Here is an 18227-nt window from a genome sequence, read left to right as displayed (position 1 = left end):
CCCCCACGGACCCCAAGGACCAGAACATGAGCACCCAGACCAGCGCCAAGGCCACCGACGCCGTCGCCGTTACCGGGCACCTGCAGTTGCAGGACGTCGTCAAGACCTTCTTCAACCGCGGCAAGGAGGTCAACGCGGTCCAAGGCGTGAACCTGGATATCGCGCCGGGTGAGTTCATCACCTTCCTGGGCCCCTCGGGCTGCGGCAAGACGACGACTCTGCGCATGGTGGCCGGTTTTGAGGACACCACCTCCGGGCGGGTGGTGCTGGATGACGTGGACATGGTGTCACTGCCGCCGAATAAGCGCCCCATGTCCATGGTGTTCCAGTCCTACGCTTTATTCCCTCACCTGAGCGTGCGCGACAATGTGGCCTATGGCCTCAAGCTCCGCAAGCTGCCAGCCAAGGAGATTGACGAGCGGGTCAAGGTGGCTCTGACCTCCATGAACCTCACCGCCTTAGCTGGGCGCGCCCCCAATGAGCTTTCTGGTGGTCAGCAGCAGCGGGTGGCTCTGGCACGCGCCATGGTTATGCGCCCCAAGGTGCTGCTATTTGATGAGCCCCTGTCTAACTTGGATGCCAAGCTGCGCGTGCGCATGCGGTTGGAGATCCGCCGTCTGCAGCAGCGCATGGGCATCACGGCGATCTATGTGACTCACGACCAGGCTGAAGCTATGACCATGTCCGACCGGATCGTGGTGATCCAAGCCCGGGCTTGGATCACCACGATCCGGTCGGACATGGTCATAGCTTCAGCCTGGTCGTGAGTCACATAGATCGCCGTGATGCCCATGCGCTGCTGCAGACGGCGGATCTCCAACCGCATGCGCACGCGCAGCTTGGCATCCAAGTTAGACAGGGGCTCATCAAATAGCAGCACCTTGGGGCGCATAACCATGGCGCGTGCCAGAGCCACCCGCTGCTGCTGACCACCAGAAAGCTCATTGGGGGCGCGCCCAGCTAAGGCGGTGAGGTTCATGGAGGTCAGAGCCACCTTGACCCGCTCGTCAATCTCCTTGGCTGGCAGCTTGCGGAGCTTGAGGCCATAGGCCACATTGTCGCGCACGCTCAGGTGAGGGAATAAAGCGTAGGACTGGAACACCATGGACATGGGGCGCTTATTCGGCGGCAGTGACACCATGTCCACGTCATCCAGCACCACCCGCCCGGAGGTGGTGTCCTCAAAACCGGCCACCATGCGCAGAGTCGTCGTCTTGCCGCAGCCCGAGGGGCCCAGGAAGGTGATGAACTCACCCGGCGCGATATCCAGGTTCACGCCTTGGACCGCGTTGACCTCCTTGCCGCGGTTGAAGAAGGTCTTGACGACGTCCTGCAACTGCAGGTGCCCGGTAACGGCGACGGCGTCGGTGGCCTTGGCGCTGGTCTGGGTGCTCATGTTCTGGTCCTTGGGGTCCGTGGGGGCAGTTGGGGCGGGGCGGCCGGGGCTAGCAGGTCGGTCAGAGCCGGCAGGGCCGCCGGGGGCGCGGTCAGGGGCGTTCACAGGGTGGCTCCTGTGCGCACGGAGCGGTCTTTGACTACGAGGCTCATCAGGCCTGTCACGCTCAGCACGATCACGATCAGGATCACGCAGAAAGCAAAGGCATTGCCGAAGCGCCCGGCGTCAACTTCGGACAAGATCTGCGAGGTCATGATCTTGGTGTGGGGCGTGGTGATGAAGATGATCGGAGACAGCGTCGTCATTGAGCGGGAGAAGGCGTAAGTCAGGCCTGCCAGGAAAGCTGGGCGGATCAAGGGCAGCGTGATGCGCCGGAAGGTCTGTAGGCCTGAGCCACCCAGGGAGGTGGAGGCCTCGTCGATGGCTTTGTCGATCTGCTGCAGGCTGGCGATGCCGGAGCGTTGGCCTGCGGGCGTAGAGCGCGCCACATACACCATGACGATGGCAATGGCGCCGCCTGCGACTGCTCCGCCACCGGCCAGTGCCGGGATGATGTTTACGCCGAACATTGCCACGGGCACGTTGTAGGTGACCAGGTAGCCGATGCCGATAACCGTGCCGGGCACAGCCAGGCCCAGCATGCCAATGAAGTCCATGATTGCGGCGCCGCGGCGCAGCCGCACCACCACCAGCCAAGCGATCATCATGCCGAGCACCCCGGCGATCGGGGTGGCTATAAGTGCCAGCATGGTGGTGTCGATCATGGCGTCATTGCCGATGCCCGAGAGGATGTATTTGAAGTGCCGCATTGTGAACTTGTTGTTCACGCCGAGGATCTCCACGAAGGCACCAATCACCACGGCGGCGTAGATGGTGACCACCAGGCCCAACACCACTGCGGATAAGGCCAGCAGCGGCACTCGGGCACGGTTGTCCTTAATGGGTTTGAAGCTGCCAGCGGGCTTGCCGGTGACGGTCACGGTGGAGGCGCGCGTGGACCAGTAGCGCTGCAGCAGGAATACCAGCAGCGCCGGTACCAGCAGCACCAGGGAGTAGGCGGCGCCCGCAGCGGTGTCGTATTCGCCAGTGATTGCAATGTAGGCGCGGGATGCCAGCACCGTGTAGTCACCGCCGATGACCAGCGGGTTGGCCAGGTCGGCAATCGCCTCCACGAATAGCAGCAGGAAGGAGGCCGCAATGCCTGGCACCACCATGGGCAGGGTCACCGTGCGGAAGATGGTCCAGCGGCTGGCGCCCAGGGAGGAAGCCGCCTCCTCCATCGCCGGGTCGAGGCTGCGGAACATGCCCAGCAGGTTCATATATGCCACTGGGAAGAAGGAGAGCGTGAGCACCAGGGTCAGGCCGTCCAGGCCGTAAATATTCCAGTCCTGGCCTAGGAGTTGGTTGGAGATAATGCCTTTGCGTCCAAATAGTGTGATCGACGCCGTCGCCACTGCGAAGGGTGGGGAGACAATCGGCATGAGGCAGATCAGGTGGAAGAGTCGCTTGCCTTTGAATGCCACCCGCGCCTGGATATAAGCCAGAACGAATCCCACCAGGGTGCCCAAGGCACCAACCACCGTGCCCAGCACCAGGGTGTTGAGCATGATGGCGCGGTTGGTTTTGGAGGTCATCAGGCCGGACAGGGAGTCCAAGCCTCCGGGGGTGAAGGCTTCGCCGAGGATGCGCAGCAGGGGCAAACCCACCAGCATCACAAGCAATATGGCGACGATGGCGGTGATCGTCAGGGTCACGGGGTCCTGGCGGACCTTGGTGCGGGTGCGGCGCCGGGGGGCGCTAGCCGACACGGCGTCGGTGGCGGACATGCTGACCTCATTAAGTGTGGTGGAGGGGAAGGGGAGCTGGCCTAGGCAGAACCTGGAAAAGCCCGCAAAGCCAAACAGGGCCAAAAAACCAGTAGAGCCGGTAGAGCGAGTAGAGCCGGTAAGGCCCGGAGGGGCGGGGCGCCTGCGCGGTTTAAACCTTGCAGGCGCCCCCGAAGCGTTACTCCTTAGGCTTCGCGGCGATCTCCTCATCGAAGCGCTTGGTGAGCTTCGGCTTGGCGGCGGCAGCCTTGGTGAAGTCGTAGTCCACCAGGGTCAGCGAGTCGAGCTTGACCATCTTCTCGGAGGGCTTGGCGTCCGGGTGCGTCAGTGCCTGGTAAGCGCCAACAGTCTGCCCAATGTTCTGCGCCTCTGCGGAGATAGCAAAGTCGATGTACTTCTGGGCGGCTGTCTTGTGCTTGGAGCCAGCCACCAGGGCCACGCCGCCAACCTCATAGCCGGTGCCCTCCTTGGGGAAGGAGACCTGCAGGTCAGTCATGCCCTCTTCCTGGTACTTCACGCAGTCGTGGGAGAAGACTAGGCCCACGGCGGCCTCCCCACGGCCCGCGATCTGGCCGGGGGCGGTGCCGGACTTGGAGTACTGCAGGACGTTGGCGTGCAGCTGCTTCATGTAGTCCAGGCCCTGGTCTTCACCACCCAGGCGGGTCACCTGGGTCCACAGGGTGGTGAAAGCTGTGCCGGAGGTGGACGGGTGGGCGGTGGAGATCTGGCCCTTGAGCTTGGGGTCAAGCAGGTCGTCCCAGGAGTCGGGAACCTCTACGCCCAACTTGTCCAGGGCGGTCTTGTTGGAGCAGAAGCCCAGGGCACCGATGTACACGCCGGTCCAGTTGCCGGAGGCGTCCTTGTACTTGTCGGGGATCTTGCTGGCTTCGGGGGAGGAGTAGGCCTCTAGGAGGCCCTGGTTGACGGCCTCGCCGTAGCCGTCCACGGGGCCGCCGTGCCAGACGTCGAACTCCGGGTTGGACTTGGCGGAGGCCAGGCGGGCGACGGTTTCACCGGAGGATAGGCGCACATAGGTGGCTTTGATGCCGGTCTTCTTAGTGAAGGCGTCGGTCCAGGCTTGGCACAGGTCTTCCATGGCACCGCAGGCGACGGTGATTGGGCCCTCGGCGCCGTCGGCACCACCGGCCGCCTTGGTGGAGGAGTTTGAGGGGGTGCCAGCACAGGCGGACAGGATCAGGCTGAGGGTGGCCGCCCCGGATAGGAGGACGCCGACCTTGCGGTGCGTGAACATGGGGGAGGGGACCTTTCGGTTGCGGGACGCCACATTGCGTCGACCAGCTCCCATAATGCACAGGCAAAGTGAACGTGGGCTCCGCCACTGTATGACGCTTTGTGACAGTGCTGTTATCAAATGCTCGGGGCCACGCCACTCACAGGTTCGGCATGGTGTAGCCCCGACCCCGGATCGCCACCACCACATCAGGGGAAACGCCGCGCCGTTCCAAATGACGACGTAGCCGGTAAACGGTGGTGCGGACCATCTCCTTACCTCCCGCCCGCTCCGCCGTCTCCCACACGGCGTTGAGCAGATCCGTCCACTCCAACACCGTGCCCGCATGCCGCGCCAGCACCGCCAAGAGGCGCACCTCAGTGTCCGGTAAGGGCAGGGCTTCACCATCCCAGGTGACCTCCCCGGTGGCAGGAACCACCCGCAGCGGCCCATTGACGACGACGTCGCCCACCGAGGCACCTGCCCGCCGCAGCACTGCGGTGGCGCGCAGAGCTAGCTCACGCGGAGAGAAGGGTTTAGTCACATAGTCATCCGCGCCAGACTCCAGGCCGGTGATGCGGTGCTCTTCATCGCCCATGGCGGTTAACAGGATGATCGGCACGTCTGAGGTGGCGCGGATACGGCGGCACAGGGCGACGCCGTCTAGGCCCGGCAGCATTACGTCCAGGATGACGAGGTCCACCTGGCGGCTGCGCAGCAACTCCCACGCCTCTTCCGCGCTGCCTGCGCTAAGACAGGTAAATGACTGTGTTTCCAGGGCGAAGGTGACGATATAGCGCATCTGTGGCTCGTCGTCGACGACGAGGGCGACCGGCTGTGTGCTCCGGCTCAGCTCCATCCGACACCTCCCATCGCTTAACTCGCCTGCCTATCTGCGGCTGCGGGGGCTGCCGCCAACGCAACGGCACGCTGCCTCTATTGTCCCCGCTTTAGGGCAGAAGGTGGGGCGGGAGAAGTGGTTAACGGTGGGCTTGGTGGTGTGGCGGGAGGCGGAGCAGCTGCGGTGGGCCCGTGCGTGGGCAGAGACAGGTAAATGGTGGTGCCGCGCGCGGAGATCGTGTCAATGAGGACCTCTCCGCCATGCAGCGCTAGGACCTGCCGCGTAATCACCATGCCCAGGCCGACTCCCTTACTGGCGGGGGCATCCAAGGCATTGGTGGAGCTGTAGGGCGTGAATAACGCGCGCTTTTGTTCCAGGGTCATGCCGGCGCCGTCGTCAGAAATGGTGACCAGGGCGGTGCTGTCTGCGGCGGTAACTGAGACGGTGACCGTGGCGTCTGTGCCCGCGTGGCGCACCGAATTGGTGACCGTGTTAGCGATGGCTTGGCGCAATAGGCGCGCGTCAGCCGTGATGCGGATTGGGGCGCCGTGGTCATCCAGGCGGATCTGGGTGCGGGTGGAGCGGCGCATCTCCTGGACCAAGGTACGCACCAGGGAGCGCAGTTCGACGCGAGCTAAGTGCAGGGAGAAAAGCTCATGGTCTAGGCGGGCTTGGGTCAGGAAATCCTCAGCCATGCCGATGGCTTGTTCGCAGTTGTCGATGATGGTGGTGACGAAGCGCTGCTGGACCTGGTTGAGGTCGCCGGGGGTTTCCTCCGCTAGGAGTTCAGCTGAGCCACGGATGAGGGACAGGGGCGTGCGGATTTCGTGGGCGAGGACATCCCGTGGGGTGGCGCGCTCGCGGGCTTGGGCGCGTAAGCGCTCTGCCTCCGCGCGGGCGATATTGGCGCGACGGTGTTGGAGCAGCGCGGCGGCGGTGGCAATGCCGGCTAGGGCGAGTGCCACCGCTAAGGCAAGTGTGGCGGCCGGGCTCATGGCAGTGGGTGGGAGTCAGGTGGCGCGGCTTCTAACAGGAGTTGCAGCAGCGCGACCGCACCAGGCTTGTCTAAAGGATCGTTGTTATTTCCGCACTTTGGGGACTGCACGCAGGAGGGACAACCGGCCTGGCAGGAGCACTGCTCCACTGTCTCCAAGGTGGCCTGCAGCCAGCGCCGACCGGCCCGGTAACCGCGCTCCGCGAAACCTGCGCCGCCAGCGTGCCCATCGTGCACAAAGACGGTGGGCGTGAGCGTGTCCGGGTGCAGGGCGGTGGAGAGCCCCCCAATATCCCAGCGGTCACAGGTGGCCAACAGTGGCAGCAGCCCAATGGCGGCGTGCTCGGCGGCATGCAGGGCTCCCGGCAGGCGCTCCGGCGTCACCCCCACAGCGGCGCACTGCTCTGCCGGGACTGTCCACCACACGGCCGCCGTCGGCATAGTGTGCTCCGGCAGCTCTAGGGGATGCTGAGAGAGCACCTCCCAGCCCGGCGGGCCTAGCCGCATAAAACCAGTGACCTGGCTGGTGACCTCCACGGAGCCGAAAGCCCACACCACCCCGCGATCCCAGTCCTGCCGCTCCCGCTGCGCCAAAATCCGCACCGTGGACTCGCTCTTAGCGCGGGTGCGGTACCCCAAGGCGGGGCGCTCGCGCACCAGGGCCGCCTCCTCGGTGAGCTCCTCAACCAGCAGCACGCGCCCCTGATGCACGTATACGGCCCCGGGGTGCACAGTGGCGTCGGCCCGAGAGCCGTCCACCGTGCCGATCACCGTGCCGGTGCTGGCCTCCACAATGGGCACATCCGGTGGGCCCTCCCCGCGCAGACTGGTGAGGTCTTGGGCGCGACCTGGCAGCGCCGTGTTCCAAAACCACCCGGTGGGGCGACGCCGTAGCGCCCCGCGTGCAGTCAGATCATCCAGCAGCGTGCTATCGGGCAGCCCGAACAGGGGTAGGTCCGCTTGGCGCAAAGGCGCCTCTGAGGCTGCGGCGCACAGGTGCGGGGCTAAGACATAGGGGTTGGTGGGGTCAAAGACTGTGGCCTCTGGGCCGGTGAATACCTCCTGCGGGTGGTGCACCAGGTAGGCGTCCAGGGGGTCGTCACTGGCAATCAGCACGGCGACGCCGTCACTGCCAGCCCGCCCGGCGCGGCCTGCCTGCTGGCCTAGGCTCACGCGAGTGCCCGGCCAACCGGCGATGATGACGGCGTCTAAGCCACTCACATCAATGCCGAGCTCTAGGGCATTGGTGGTGGCTAAGGCGCGCAGGCGTCCCCGGCGCAGCTCCGTCTCCAGGGTGCGGCGCTCCTCGGGCAGATAACCGCCCCGATAGGCAGCAACGCTATCCATTAGCGCAGGCAAGGAGCGAGAGAGCAGGTCGCGGGTGTGCTCAGCGACCACTTCCGCGCTGCGACGGGAGCGGACAAAGACCAGGGCCCGGGCACCCACTGTGAGCAGATCAGTCAGCAGTTCAGCGGCCTCAGTGATCGCGGAGCGCCGCTCGGCCGGGTCGGCGTCCTCCGTGTCTGCCAGCAGGGCAGACGACGCCGTGGCAGGTGTTGGCACAGTCTCGGACCTTGAGGCAATCTCGGCTGCCGGTGTTGGGTGTGCAGCGGATTCCGGCCCCATGTGGGCGGCAGGCGCCGTTCCCATAACTGGCACCCTGCCCTGCGCGCTGGCACCGCCAGCCTCGGCTAGCTCAGCCCCCCAGGCATCCCAGGGGTCTTTCAATGCGGGCTGCCACAGGGCCAGGGTGCGCTGACCGTGAGGAGCGCCGTCCTCAGTGATCGCCGTGATCTCCTGGGGCGTGACGCCGATCAGCCGGGCGGCAGTGAGTGCGGGCTCCGCCGCCGTCGCCGAAGCACACAACACCACCGGACCGGGACCGCCAGCTTGCAGCCGCCGGGCCAGGCGCAGCAGGCGGCGCAACACCAGGGCCACATGCGCCCCCAGCACTCCACGGTAGGCATGGCACTCGTCCACCACCACGTACCGCAGGGAGCGCAGGAAGCGATTCCAGCGCTCATGGCCGGGCAACAGAGAAAAATGCAGGAAGTCAGGATTGCTCAGGACCACGTCAGCATGCGCACGCACCCAATCGCGTTCCGGCAGGGGGGTGTCCCCGTCACAGGTGCCGGTGCGCACAGTGCGCAAGGCGGCGGCTGGGAGCTCCGGGTCGTTGCGGCGTTGCACTAACTCCAACTCGGTGACCAGGCGGGCCAGGGCGGCGGCCTGGTCAGCGGCCAGGGCCTTGGTGGGGGAGAGATAAAGAGTGGTGGGGCGGCGCCCGTGCTGGCTGATGCGCGTGCTAGCCGCATTGAGGCGCTGGGCGGCCAGCACCCCCGAGAGGGCGGGCAGCCAGGCGGCCAGCGACTTACCTGAGCCCGTGCCGGTAGCGACTACGGTGTGCTGGCCCGCCTGCAGGGCGTTTGCGGCAGCCACCTGGTGGGTCCAGGGGGCGGTGATACCCAGCTGACGGTAAGCGGCGACCAGGTCTGGGTCCGCCCAACTGGGCCAGTCGGTGGCGTGGCCAGCGCGGGCAGGGGTGCGTTCCAGGTGGATGAGCCTGCCGTCGCGCGCGCCAATACTGCTCAGGACCTCGGTGAGGTCCCGTGCGGGGGCGGGCGGCGGCAGAGCGCTCATGACGCCAGTGTGCCCCAGGGCTGTGACAAGAACCGGTGCGCCCGGCGGCGGTCCCTCGGCAAGGCCTGTGACGCCTAAGCAATCGGGCCCCGGCTCAGCCAGAGCAGGCCCCCAGCGCCATCTCCACCATTTGGTTCCGCCGAATGGCTAAGGCCGCGCGCGGCGAAACTCCTAGGCGCTGCCCGGCTGGTCACGGCAGAATCGGTATATGACCCTGAGTTCAAATCCAGCTCATCAGCTGCAGGTCCTGCGCTACTGGTGGATGCTGGAACTCTTCAGCCCCCAGCGGCTACCCGCGCTGACCCGTCGCGCTGACCGCCCAGAAGACCACCAAGTGATCGAGTGGCAACCAAGCCAGTCCCTCCCATGGAACTACCTGCAGGTGCCACAGCCCCGGGGCCAGGGGCGTCGTCGTTGGCGGCACACCATCTACCTAGGCGTCTACGAACTGGAGGCCACCTACCAGTACCTCCACCGTGTCTTCGCGGATGACCACGACGCCTACGATGAGCGCAACGGTGGAGTAAGCGCCTGCGCCGTCGTCGTGCTAGATGAGCACGGCGCCCTGACTGCCAACTCTGCACTCCTGTCCTCCGCCCTGTGGGCCGTGGCCAAGGTCAGCTTCGACTCCGAAGTACCAAACCTGCACTGGGCCTCCCAATTCAACTGGGCCTGCGAACACTTCAAGCAGGACGTGGATGCCTGGGAGGGGCTGCGGCGCGAGCAGGTACATGCCAGCGCCCCCCTGCCACAGGACTCCAAGTCACTGACAGCCCTGCTAGATCTTGCCCGCAGAGCCGCTGGCGTCACCGGCATGCCCGGCTTGGACACCGGCCGCATGGTTATCTCCTCCACCGCCGTGCCCGAGAAGGCCGACGACGACGTCGCTGCAGGGGCGGACTTCCTCAACAGCTTCTTCCTGGATGACCTGGCCCGCGTACAACAGTCCGTGGCCGCGGGCGCCTGCCCACCCGCCCTGGACACCTACCTGCGGGAGGACACCGCGCCAAGCGAGCGCATTGATGTGATGGTGGACAACGCCGCCGTCGACGCCGGGGTCAGCCTGGACCGCCTACCTCCGGGGCGTTGGCCCGCCGACCCGGCCCACGGGCTAGCCCTGCGCCAGCAGTTCGCCGTCAACCAGGCGCTCAATGACCTAGCCAGCACCGAGGGGCTTATGGGGGTCAACGGGCCACCCGGCACCGGCAAGACCACCATGCTGCGGGATGTGCTGGCTGGAAATGTGGTGGAGCGCGCCCGCCGCCTAGCCGCCCTGAACCATCCCCGGGAGGCCTTCACCGGCAAACTCCTGCGGTGGACCAATGCGGACAGCTTCGACCGAGAGGTGCACCAGCTGCGCCCAGAGTTGACCGGATTCGAGATGGTGGTGGCCGCCGCAAACAACGGCGCCGCTGAGAACATCAGCGTGGAACTGCCCGACCGGCAGGCCCTGGGGAAGCGGTGGCGGCAGGACGCCGACTACTTTGCCCGACTTGCCTCTGCCACCCTGCCAGCCAAGGCAGTGCGTGGCGCGGCAAAAGCGGGAGCACCAGACACCAGGGCGCCAGCCCACACTGCGGCGTCGCCCGCAATCCCGGCAGCGCCCACGTCCCTACCGACCCAAGCCTGGGGCCTGGTGGCCGCCTGCCTTGGCAGCAAACGCAACCGCGGCGCCTTCTACTCCGCCTTCTGGTTTGACTCCAAGGACCCACACAGCGGCGAGCCTGTGCCGCATATGCAGAGCCTCCTGAAGCAGTGGGCCTCCGGTGAGGTGCCGCCTCGCAACTGGGCGGAGGCGCGCACCGCCTTCCGGCAGGCTGAGCAGCGTGTCGAGGCACTAAAACAGCAGCGGCAGGAGGCACAAACCCGGCTGGGGCGGCTAAAGCATGTGCTGGGTGAACAAGACCGGTTCGCCGAGACCGTTGAACGCGCCGAACAGGCGCTCCGCGACGCCCTCGCTAGCAAAACCGGGTACGAGCCCCAGCTGAAGGCCGCGCAGGCGGCACGGGAGGACGCGCTTGAAGTACGCCGTCGCCTCCTAGAAGTAAAACCCGGAGCCCTAGAAACTCTGTTCACCTTTGGGCGGGCGGCACGGCGCTGGCGGACAGATTTTGAGCCCGCCGAAGAAACCCTCGCCGCCACCGAACGCCAATGGACAGAGGCCACGGCGCGAGGCCGCGAACTCGCGCAGGCCGTGGAGCAGCGACGCAGCCGGGAGGAGGCCGCGCGAGCGGCGCTGGCGGCCAACACTCAGGAGGTCACTGAGCTGCTGGGGCAGGTGGCACAAGACCGGGAAGCGTTCCAGCCCGGCTACCCTGACCAGAATTGGAGCGGAGAACTGCGGGAGCTGCACGCCCCCTGGCTCGACGAACAGCTCGACACCGCCCGCTCCGAGCTGTTCCTAGCGGCCCTCCGATTGCACCAGGACTTCCTGGCTAATGCCGCCAGCCAGATGCTGCCCAGCTTGCGTGCCGCCATTGAAGTGGTGGCTGGGCAGCGCCCCCATGACCTGGAATCCGAGAAGCTGCTGGCCGCCTGGCAAGTTTTCTTCCTGACGGTGCCGCTGGTGTCCACCACCTTTGCCTCCTTCGGGCGCATGTTTGCAGGGCTCGGGCCGCAGGCTCTGGGGTGGCTGCTAATCGATGAGGCGGGGCAGGCAGCCCCGCAATATGCGGTGGGGGCGATCTGGCGCTCGCGGCGGGTGCTGGCAGTGGGGGACCCGCTGCAGTTGCAGCCCGTGGTGACCATGCCCCGCAAGGCGCAGCGTGACCTGGCGACGGCGGGGAGGGTGGGGGCGGAGTGGATTCCGCCGCTCGCCTCGGTGCAGACCCTGGCGGATCGCAGCTCCCGGTACGGGACGCTGCTGGCGCAGGGGGAAGAAGATATGTGGGTGAGTGCGCCGCTGACGGTGCACCGGCGCTGCGATGAGCCCATGTTTGGGCTGTGCAATGAGCTCGCCTACGGCGGCATGATGGTCAGCGGGGTGCAGCGGGCGCTCGCGGGAGTGGGGCCGGGGGACCAGTTTGACTCGCCGCAGGGGCCGGTGGTGCCCACCAGCCGTTGGATTCATGTGCCTGCCACGCAGCCAGGGAAGCATTTGCAGGCCAATGAGATTGAGGTTTTGCGCCGGTGCTTGCAGGGTTTGGGTCGGCAGGGTGTGGCTTTTTCGCAGGTGATAGCTGTGTCTCCGTTCCGGTCGGTGGCCCAGGCTTTGGCAGCTTTGGGGCGCACCCATCCGGGGCTGCGGGCGGGCACTATCCACACGGCGCAGGGGCGCGAAGCGGATGTGGTGTTCCTGGTGCTTGGCGGAGACCCGGCGGCGCCGGGGGCCAAGGCTTGGGCATCGGCCAGCGTGAATCTGGTGAATGTGGCCGCCAGCCGAGCCAAGCGGCGGCTGTATGTGATCGGTGACCGGGAAAGCTGGTCCAAGTACCGGTACTTCAAAGAGCTGGCTGCGGCGCTGGGCTAGCGGGGTGGGTCTACCCAGGAGTTTCGAGAACGCCGGCTCAGCTAGCCCAGCGCCTCGCCAGTCTCCTGGCGTTCCCGCTGTAGTTCGGCCCGGCCGGTGGGGGAGACCAGGAAGGCCCACAGGGATAAGCCAATGGCGGCGGCGCCGGTCACCGCAATCACCCCGCCCACGCCCACCAGCGTGGACAAGGGCCCAAAGACCGCCACCCCCAAGGGCATTCCCAGCGTAAAGGACAGCGTGAACTGGGACATGAGCCGCCCCATGTACTCCTCGTTCACGCGCTTCTGCACCTCGGTCATGGCGGGAGTGACGAACAGCGGCACGAACACCCCGCACAGGAAGTTCATCAGGAAAATAGCCCACACATTGGGTGAGACCGTGATCCCCAGCGCAAACACCCCGAATGAGGTCGAGGAGACCAACAGCATTCGCATGCCCGCCCGCTTAGCCAGGAAGGGTGGATACGGCCGCCCCACCGCAGATCACCCCCACTTGGAAACTGATTTCGATCCAGGTCAGTGCCCACACGCCCTCGCCAAACTTCTGCGTCACCAACAGCGGCACCAGAAAGTTCGGGCCGACGATAAGCAGAATCACCGTGGCCTGCAGCCCGATCAGCCACAGGAAGAAGCGGTGGCTGGCGGTGTAGCGCAGCCCGGCAACCAGTTCGGAGAGGAAAGCAGACTGCTCCCGGTGCGGCGGCGTCGCCTGCACCGGCAATAGCAACAGGATGCCGATCCCGACGGCGGCGGTGACGACGTCGACAAACAAGGTGGGCTGTACCCCGCCCAGGCCGTAGATGATGCCGCCAGCCACCGGAGAAGCGATACCGATCAGGCTCTGGCAGGTGGTGTTGATGCCGTTGACCCGCAGGAGATGCTCCTCAGGCACCAGGCTGGGGATCAGTGCGGAAACCGCTGCCTGCTGGAATCCGGCGCCCACCGAGCGGATGAATACCACCACGAAGATGATCCACAGGTTGTAGTTCCCGCGGGCCATCACCAGTGCCAGCATCAGCGTGGACAGGGCGATGAGTGCGTCGGGCACGACTATGAGCAGCTTGCGGTTGATCCGGTCGGCCAGAGTGCCGCCGAAGAGACTAATCACCGCCTGCGGGAGGAAGGCGAACAGGGCGTACAGGGTGACGACCTGGGCGGACTTAGTCTCCAAGGTCAGGTGCCACATGATGGCGAACTGCACCACGGAGGAGCCAAACAGCGACAATAATTGCCCGGTCAAGAACCAGATAGTGTTCTGTTTCCAGCGTTGTGGGGCTGGGGTGTCAGGGGTTGTGGGGGTGACTTCTCGGGGCGTGTTGGCGTCATATTGCGCAGTGGCGACTGTGGAAGCGGGGGTTGCTGCGGAAGTGTTGACCGCATCGGCGGTGCTTGCGATGGCTGCGCCCGCGCTGGTCGATCCGGGAGCGTCTGCGCCGGAAGTGCCCGCGCTGGGAGTGCCGGGGTGCCCGGCAGGTGGGGACTGGCTGGCAGCTGACGCGTCAGAAGGTTCATGTACGAAGGCAGGATACCTGAGCCTTGGCGGTAGCTGGCTGGCCTCAGTAAGCCTCGGTGTTGTTAGCCGCAGAAGATCGGGTCCGCGCAGGAGGCCAGGTAGTCCAACAGGGTGCGCACGTCTGGGGTGGGGGCGTGCCGGTGTTCGTGGAACCTGCCGCGTTGGTCTGGCCAGTAGAGGGTCCACATGCGCGCGTACTTCACGTACCGCAGGCGTGCCACTGGCCTGCGGACGGGCTCCCCGGCCGGGCCAGGCGAGACTTTAAAGATCGTGGCGTGGATATTGGTGGTCTTCAACTCCAGGCATAGGCAGTCGCGCAACTGCTCCGGCCGCGAGGTCCGGCACCAGTGGCGGATGGTCTCAAGGGCAGCTTCAGGGAGGGCCATGCTGCGAGCGTAGGGATGGCTGCCGCCCGATGGGAGCCTAAGAACTGGGCAGCACTACCCGGTGCGCGCCCAGGTTGGCACAAAATGCAGCACTTTGAGGAGTGGAGCGTTTAGGTGCCTTGGTAGATCGTTGCAATCACGCCACTCTGTTTTGGTGCAGCTAGCGGCGCCGGCTCAAAGTGCTGCATTTCGGGACACTTCTTGTGCTGCGGGCTGCCGCCGGTGGCGCGACACGCCGAGCGCACACCCCAAACACCCCTAATTCGTGCCGCCGCTCACCCCTAGGACGTCAGTCCGGGGTGCCGCGAGATCCCGCCCAAAACCTCTGCCTGGTTCTGCGCCAACACCTTGCCAACCACAACATATTGTGGTCCAATCGAAATATGACCACCGGATGATGTGTTGCATTGCTGTCATTCGCCGGTATGGTCAGCACCGGTGCCGCCGCCCCGGGTCGCTCCCGGAGGATGCGCGACGGCCCCAACCGCCCACCAGGCGCCCGGCACGCACTGCGCCGTCCGCCAGATGGACCTGCGCACATCCCGCTCTAGCTATGCCCGCTCAGTGATGGAGAGATCAGTGACCGCCAACGCCACCAATGCCGACCCCAGCCTCATCGCCGCCGGCTCCGCCGACTCTGCCGTAGCCCACGGCTCACGCCCCACGGTCGACGCAGTAGCCACCATCACCGAGTACCTGGACCGCTCGGACTGGCGTGTCAACGCCAACGCCAACCAGGGCTACTCCCTGGGCGGCATGATGCTGAACACCAGCGGCAAGGTGGTGGCCAACTACTGGCTCAGCCAGGTCTACTCCCAGGAGGCCGGGGACGCCCACCGCAACGGCGACATCCATATCCACGACCTGGATATGTTTGCTGGCTACTGCGCCGGTTGGTCCCTTAAGTCTCTCCTGCAGCAGGGCTTCAATGGCGTGCCCGGCAAGATCGCCTGCAACCCTCCGCGCCACTTCTCCTCCGCCGTGGGGCAGATCGTCAACTTCCTGGGCACCTTGCAGAACGAGTGGGCTGGCGCTCAGGCCTTTAGTTCCTTTGACACCTACATGGCGCCTTTCGTCCGCCTGGACAAGATGACCTACGAGCAGGTCCTCCAAGGGCTGCAAGAGCTCATCTTCAACCTCAACGTCCCCTCCCGTTGGGGCACTCAGACTCCCTTCACCAACCTGACCTTCGACTGGACCTGCCCCGCGGACCTGGCTGACGAGCACCCCCTGGTCGGCGACGAGCTATGTGACTTCACCTACGGTGACCTCACCGAGGAGATGGGCATGATCAACCGGGCCTTCATGGAGGTCATGACCACCGGTGACGCCGAAGGTCGCGTCTTCACCTTCCCGATCCCCACCTACAACATCACAAAGGACTTCGACTGGGACTCCCCCAACGCCGATCTCCTGTTCAAGATGACCGCCAAGTACGGCCTGCCCTACTTCCAGAACTTCATTAACTCCGAGCTAGACCCCGGCATGATCCGCTCCATGTGCTGCCGCCTACAGCTGGACCTGCGCGAACTGCTCAAGCGTGGCAACGGGCTCTTCGGCTCCGCTGAGCAAACCGGGAGCGTCGGCGTCGTGACCGTGAATATGGCGCGCCTGGGGCATCTGCACGCCGGAGATGAGGCCGCCCTCACCGCTGCCCTGGATCGCCTGCTGGGCCTAGCCCGCGACACCCTGGAGCTCAAGCGCGTGGTCATTCAGCACCACATTGACACCGGGCTCTTCCCCTTCACCAAGCGCTGGCTGGGCACCCTGGACAACCATTTCTCCACCATCGGCGTCAATGGCATGAATGAGATGGTCCGCAACTTCACCGCCGATGCCTATGACCTCACCGACCCGCGGGGTCACGCCATGTGCGTGCGCCTGCTGGATCACGTGCGCGACAAGATGGTGGAGTTCCAGGAGGCTACTGGCCACCTTTACAACTTGGAGGCCACCCCTGCGGAGGGCACCACTTACCGTTTTGCCAAGGAGGACCGCAAGCGTTTCCCCGGCATCCTCCAGGCGGGAACGGCGGATAACCCCTACTACACCAACTCTTCCCAGCTGCCGGTGGGTTATACGGATGACCCCTTCCTGGCCCAGGAGATGCAGGAGGAATTGCAGACCAAGTACACGGGTGGCACCGTGCTGCACCTGTACATGAATGAGCATGTTTCCTCCGTGCAGGCTTGCAAGGAGTTGGTGCGTCGCTCGCTCACGGCTTTCCGCACCCCGTACATCACCATCACTCCGACCTTCTCCATCTGCCCCACTCACGGCTACCTGCCCGGCGAGCACGCCACCTGCGAGAAGTGCGCCACCTTGCACCCCGACGCGGCCCCGGTGGAGTGCGAGGTGTGGACCCGTGTCATGGGCTATTTCCGGCCGGTGCAGTCCTTCAACATCGGCAAGAAGGGCGAGTATGCGGAGCGCACCATGTTCACGGAGGGGGCGGCCGCCGGTCATGGGGATGTGGCCTCCCGCTTGACGGCGCTCAGCGCCTGAATTGGGGCGGCGACGCCGTGGCCGGTCAGCAGCCTGAGGTGGGAGCACAGTCTGGGGTGGAGCCTCAGGCTGAGGCAGGCCCTGAGGTTGCGGCGGGCCTTAAGGCGGAGGCAGACGGTTTGGCTGTGCTGGGCTCGCAAACTGGGGTGGTCGACGAGCTGAAGTTGGGCGGGCAGTCGGAGGTAGGCGGGGTAGCGGAGGCCGGTGGGTCGCTGGAGCGCCAGGCTGACTCCCCACCGCTCCGTCCGGCTGATGCCCTGGTGATCGCGGGGCTGGTGCCGATGAGCACGGTGGACTGGCCCGGAAACCTGGTGGCCACGATCTTTACCCAAGGCTGCCCCTGGAACTGCTTCTACTGCCACAACCACGCGCTTATCCCCACCCGGCTGCCCGGCACGGTCCCCTGGGCGGCGGTGCGTGAACTGCTGGGTCGACGCCACGGCCTGCTCGACGGCGTCGTGTTCACCGGTGGGGAGGCCCTGCGTCAGGACTGCTTGGCTGATGCTGCCCGTGAGGTGGTGGAGGCGGGATTCCGGGTGGGCTTGCATTCTGCGGGCTGCTATCCGCGCCGCCTGGCGGACCTGGCTGCCTCTGGGTTGCTGAGCTGGGTGGGGCTGGATATCAAGGCCTTGCCGGAGCACTATCCGGCGGTGGTGGGGCGGCCCAACAGCGGCCAAAAAGCCTGGGATTCACTGGAGGTACTGCTGGCTTCCCAGGGCGTGGGCGGCCCGGATTTCGAGGTGCGCACCACGGTGGTGCCCGACGACGTCACCGCCGCAGACGCCGTAGAGGTGGCTCGGCGTTGCCGCGAGCTGGGAGTAGGTGCCTTTGCCTTGCAGCAGGCGCGCTCGCAGGGTGCGCGGTCAGGCTTCACGGCGGTCGCCCCGGGTTGGGATGCGCAGTGTGAACGCATGGCGGCGCAAATAGAGGCGCTGGGTTTCGAGCGCTTCGAGTTCCGGCCTGCCTGAGATGGAGGCCCAAGCTAGCGGTGGGTGGCGCCGGTGGGTCTTGCCGGTGCCCCGCCGCCGGGATGCCGCTGTTCTGCCACCGTCACTCCGCCACCGCCCCAGCTGCTCTGCCCGGACCTCCTCGGTGCCGTCCCAACACCTGGGTAGCTGCAGGTCAGCGGCGGGCTGGTCAGTCGGCGTCAGGCATGAGGATCCAGGCAAGGACGTAGGCCACCCACATGGGGCCGGGCAGGAGGGCGAAGCCGACGGTGGCCAGGCGCACCAGGGTGGGGCTCCAGTTATTGGCCTCGGCAATGCCACCGCAGACACCGGCGATCAGACGCTGGCGGGAGCGCGGTGGCAAGCCGGAACGGAAGGATTCGGTGCGCTGTGAGTAGGAACCGGTGGGGTATTGCTGTGTCATGTATCTAGGGTGCGACGGCGTGGCGAGCGCCGATATCCGTGGTCACCCTGAAGGAG

General features: G+C 65.7%; 12 protein-coding genes and 2 pseudogenes. 4 read left to right on the top strand and 10 right to left on the bottom strand.

The annotated features are described in order from the left end of the window. Positions 1-26: 26 nt before the first annotated feature. Positions 27-710 (top strand): annotated as a pseudogene (locus tag DR039_RS10125) (ABC transporter ATP-binding protein); the annotation flags it as partial. 2 nt (positions 711-712) lie between these two features. Here DR039_RS10125 and DR039_RS10120 read toward each other — a convergent pair. The 6 genes and pseudogenes from DR039_RS10120 to DR039_RS10095 all read right to left on the bottom strand — a co-directional run. After that, positions 713-1396: pseudogene (locus DR039_RS10120) on the bottom strand (ABC transporter ATP-binding protein); the annotation flags it as partial. Between the two features lie 101 nt (positions 1397-1497). After that, positions 1498-3222, bottom strand: a complete 1725-nt coding sequence (locus DR039_RS10115) for an ABC transporter permease (RefSeq protein ID WP_111837229.1) — start codon at positions 3220-3222, stop codon at positions 1498-1500. A gap of 178 nt (positions 3223-3400) precedes the next feature. Then, positions 3401-4474: an ABC transporter substrate-binding protein gene (locus tag DR039_RS10110; protein WP_111837228.1), complete on the bottom strand. Its 1074-nt coding sequence runs from the start codon at positions 4472-4474 to the stop codon at positions 3401-3403. Between the two features lie 139 nt (positions 4475-4613). Continuing rightward, positions 4614-5312 (bottom strand): response regulator transcription factor, encoded by a 699-nt coding sequence (locus DR039_RS10105; RefSeq protein ID WP_111837227.1) that lies wholly within the window; start codon positions 5310-5312, stop codon positions 4614-4616. 77 nt (positions 5313-5389) lie between these two features. Beyond that, a complete protein-coding gene (locus DR039_RS10100) occupies positions 5390-6289 on the bottom strand; it encodes a sensor histidine kinase (protein ID WP_111837226.1) in 900 nt (299 codons plus the stop codon). Next, positions 6286-8928 (bottom strand): DEAD/DEAH box helicase, encoded by a 2643-nt coding sequence (locus tag DR039_RS10095; protein WP_111837225.1) that lies wholly within the window; start codon positions 8926-8928, stop codon positions 6286-6288. Before DR039_RS10095 ends, DR039_RS10100 begins: the two co-directional genes overlap by 4 nt. 208 nt (positions 8929-9136) lie before the next feature. Here DR039_RS10095 and DR039_RS10090 point away from each other — a divergent pair, with 208 nt between their 5' ends. Continuing rightward, the gene (locus DR039_RS10090; RefSeq protein ID WP_111837224.1) at positions 9137-12397 is read left to right on the top strand and encodes a DEAD/DEAH box helicase; all 3261 of its coding nucleotides are present in this window, start codon (positions 9137-9139) and stop codon (positions 12395-12397) included. Between the two features lie 41 nt (positions 12398-12438). Here DR039_RS10090 and DR039_RS10085 read toward each other — a convergent pair whose 3' ends face one another. The 3 genes from DR039_RS10085 to DR039_RS10075 all read right to left on the bottom strand — a co-directional run bounded on the left by DR039_RS10085 (position 12439) and on the right by DR039_RS10075 (position 14295). Continuing rightward, positions 12439-12831, bottom strand: a complete 393-nt coding sequence (locus DR039_RS10085; protein ID WP_111837223.1) for an MFS transporter — start codon at positions 12829-12831, stop codon at positions 12439-12441. A 10-nt stretch (positions 12832-12841) separates the two neighbouring features. After that, positions 12842-13636, bottom strand: coding sequence for an MFS transporter (locus DR039_RS11335; protein WP_170166939.1), 795 nt, complete (start codon positions 13634-13636; stop codon positions 12842-12844). Between the two features lie 335 nt (positions 13637-13971). Further along, the gene (locus DR039_RS10075) at positions 13972-14295 is read right to left on the bottom strand and encodes a DUF3024 domain-containing protein (RefSeq protein WP_111837221.1); all 324 of its coding nucleotides are present in this window, start codon (positions 14293-14295) and stop codon (positions 13972-13974) included. A 579-nt stretch (positions 14296-14874) separates the two neighbouring features. Between DR039_RS10075 and DR039_RS10070 the strand changes: the two genes are divergently transcribed. Together DR039_RS10070 and DR039_RS10065 are read left to right on the top strand one after the other, a co-directional pair. Beyond that, on the top strand, positions 14875-16800 hold the full coding sequence (locus DR039_RS10070) for a ribonucleoside triphosphate reductase (protein ID WP_407641294.1): 1926 nt from the start codon (positions 14875-14877) through the stop codon (positions 16798-16800). Positions 16801-17012: 212 nt separating this feature from the next. Beyond that, positions 17013-17768, top strand: coding sequence for an anaerobic ribonucleoside-triphosphate reductase activating protein (locus DR039_RS10065; protein ID WP_318268935.1), 756 nt, complete (start codon positions 17013-17015; stop codon positions 17766-17768). 169 nt (positions 17769-17937) lie between these two features. Here DR039_RS10065 and DR039_RS10060 read toward each other — a convergent pair whose 3' ends face one another. Beyond that, entirely contained in the window at positions 17938-18171 is a 234-nt protein-coding gene (locus tag DR039_RS10060; RefSeq protein WP_111837220.1) for a PspC domain-containing protein, read from the bottom strand. Positions 18172-18227 lie beyond the last annotated feature (56 nt).

The sequence above is a fragment of the Actinomyces bovis genome, from assembly GCF_900444995.1.
Lineage (GTDB): Bacteria > Actinomycetota > Actinomycetes > Actinomycetales > Actinomycetaceae > Actinomyces > Actinomyces bovis.
Note: the sequence above shows the minus strand (reverse complement) of the source record. Positions and strands in the feature narration are given on the sequence as shown.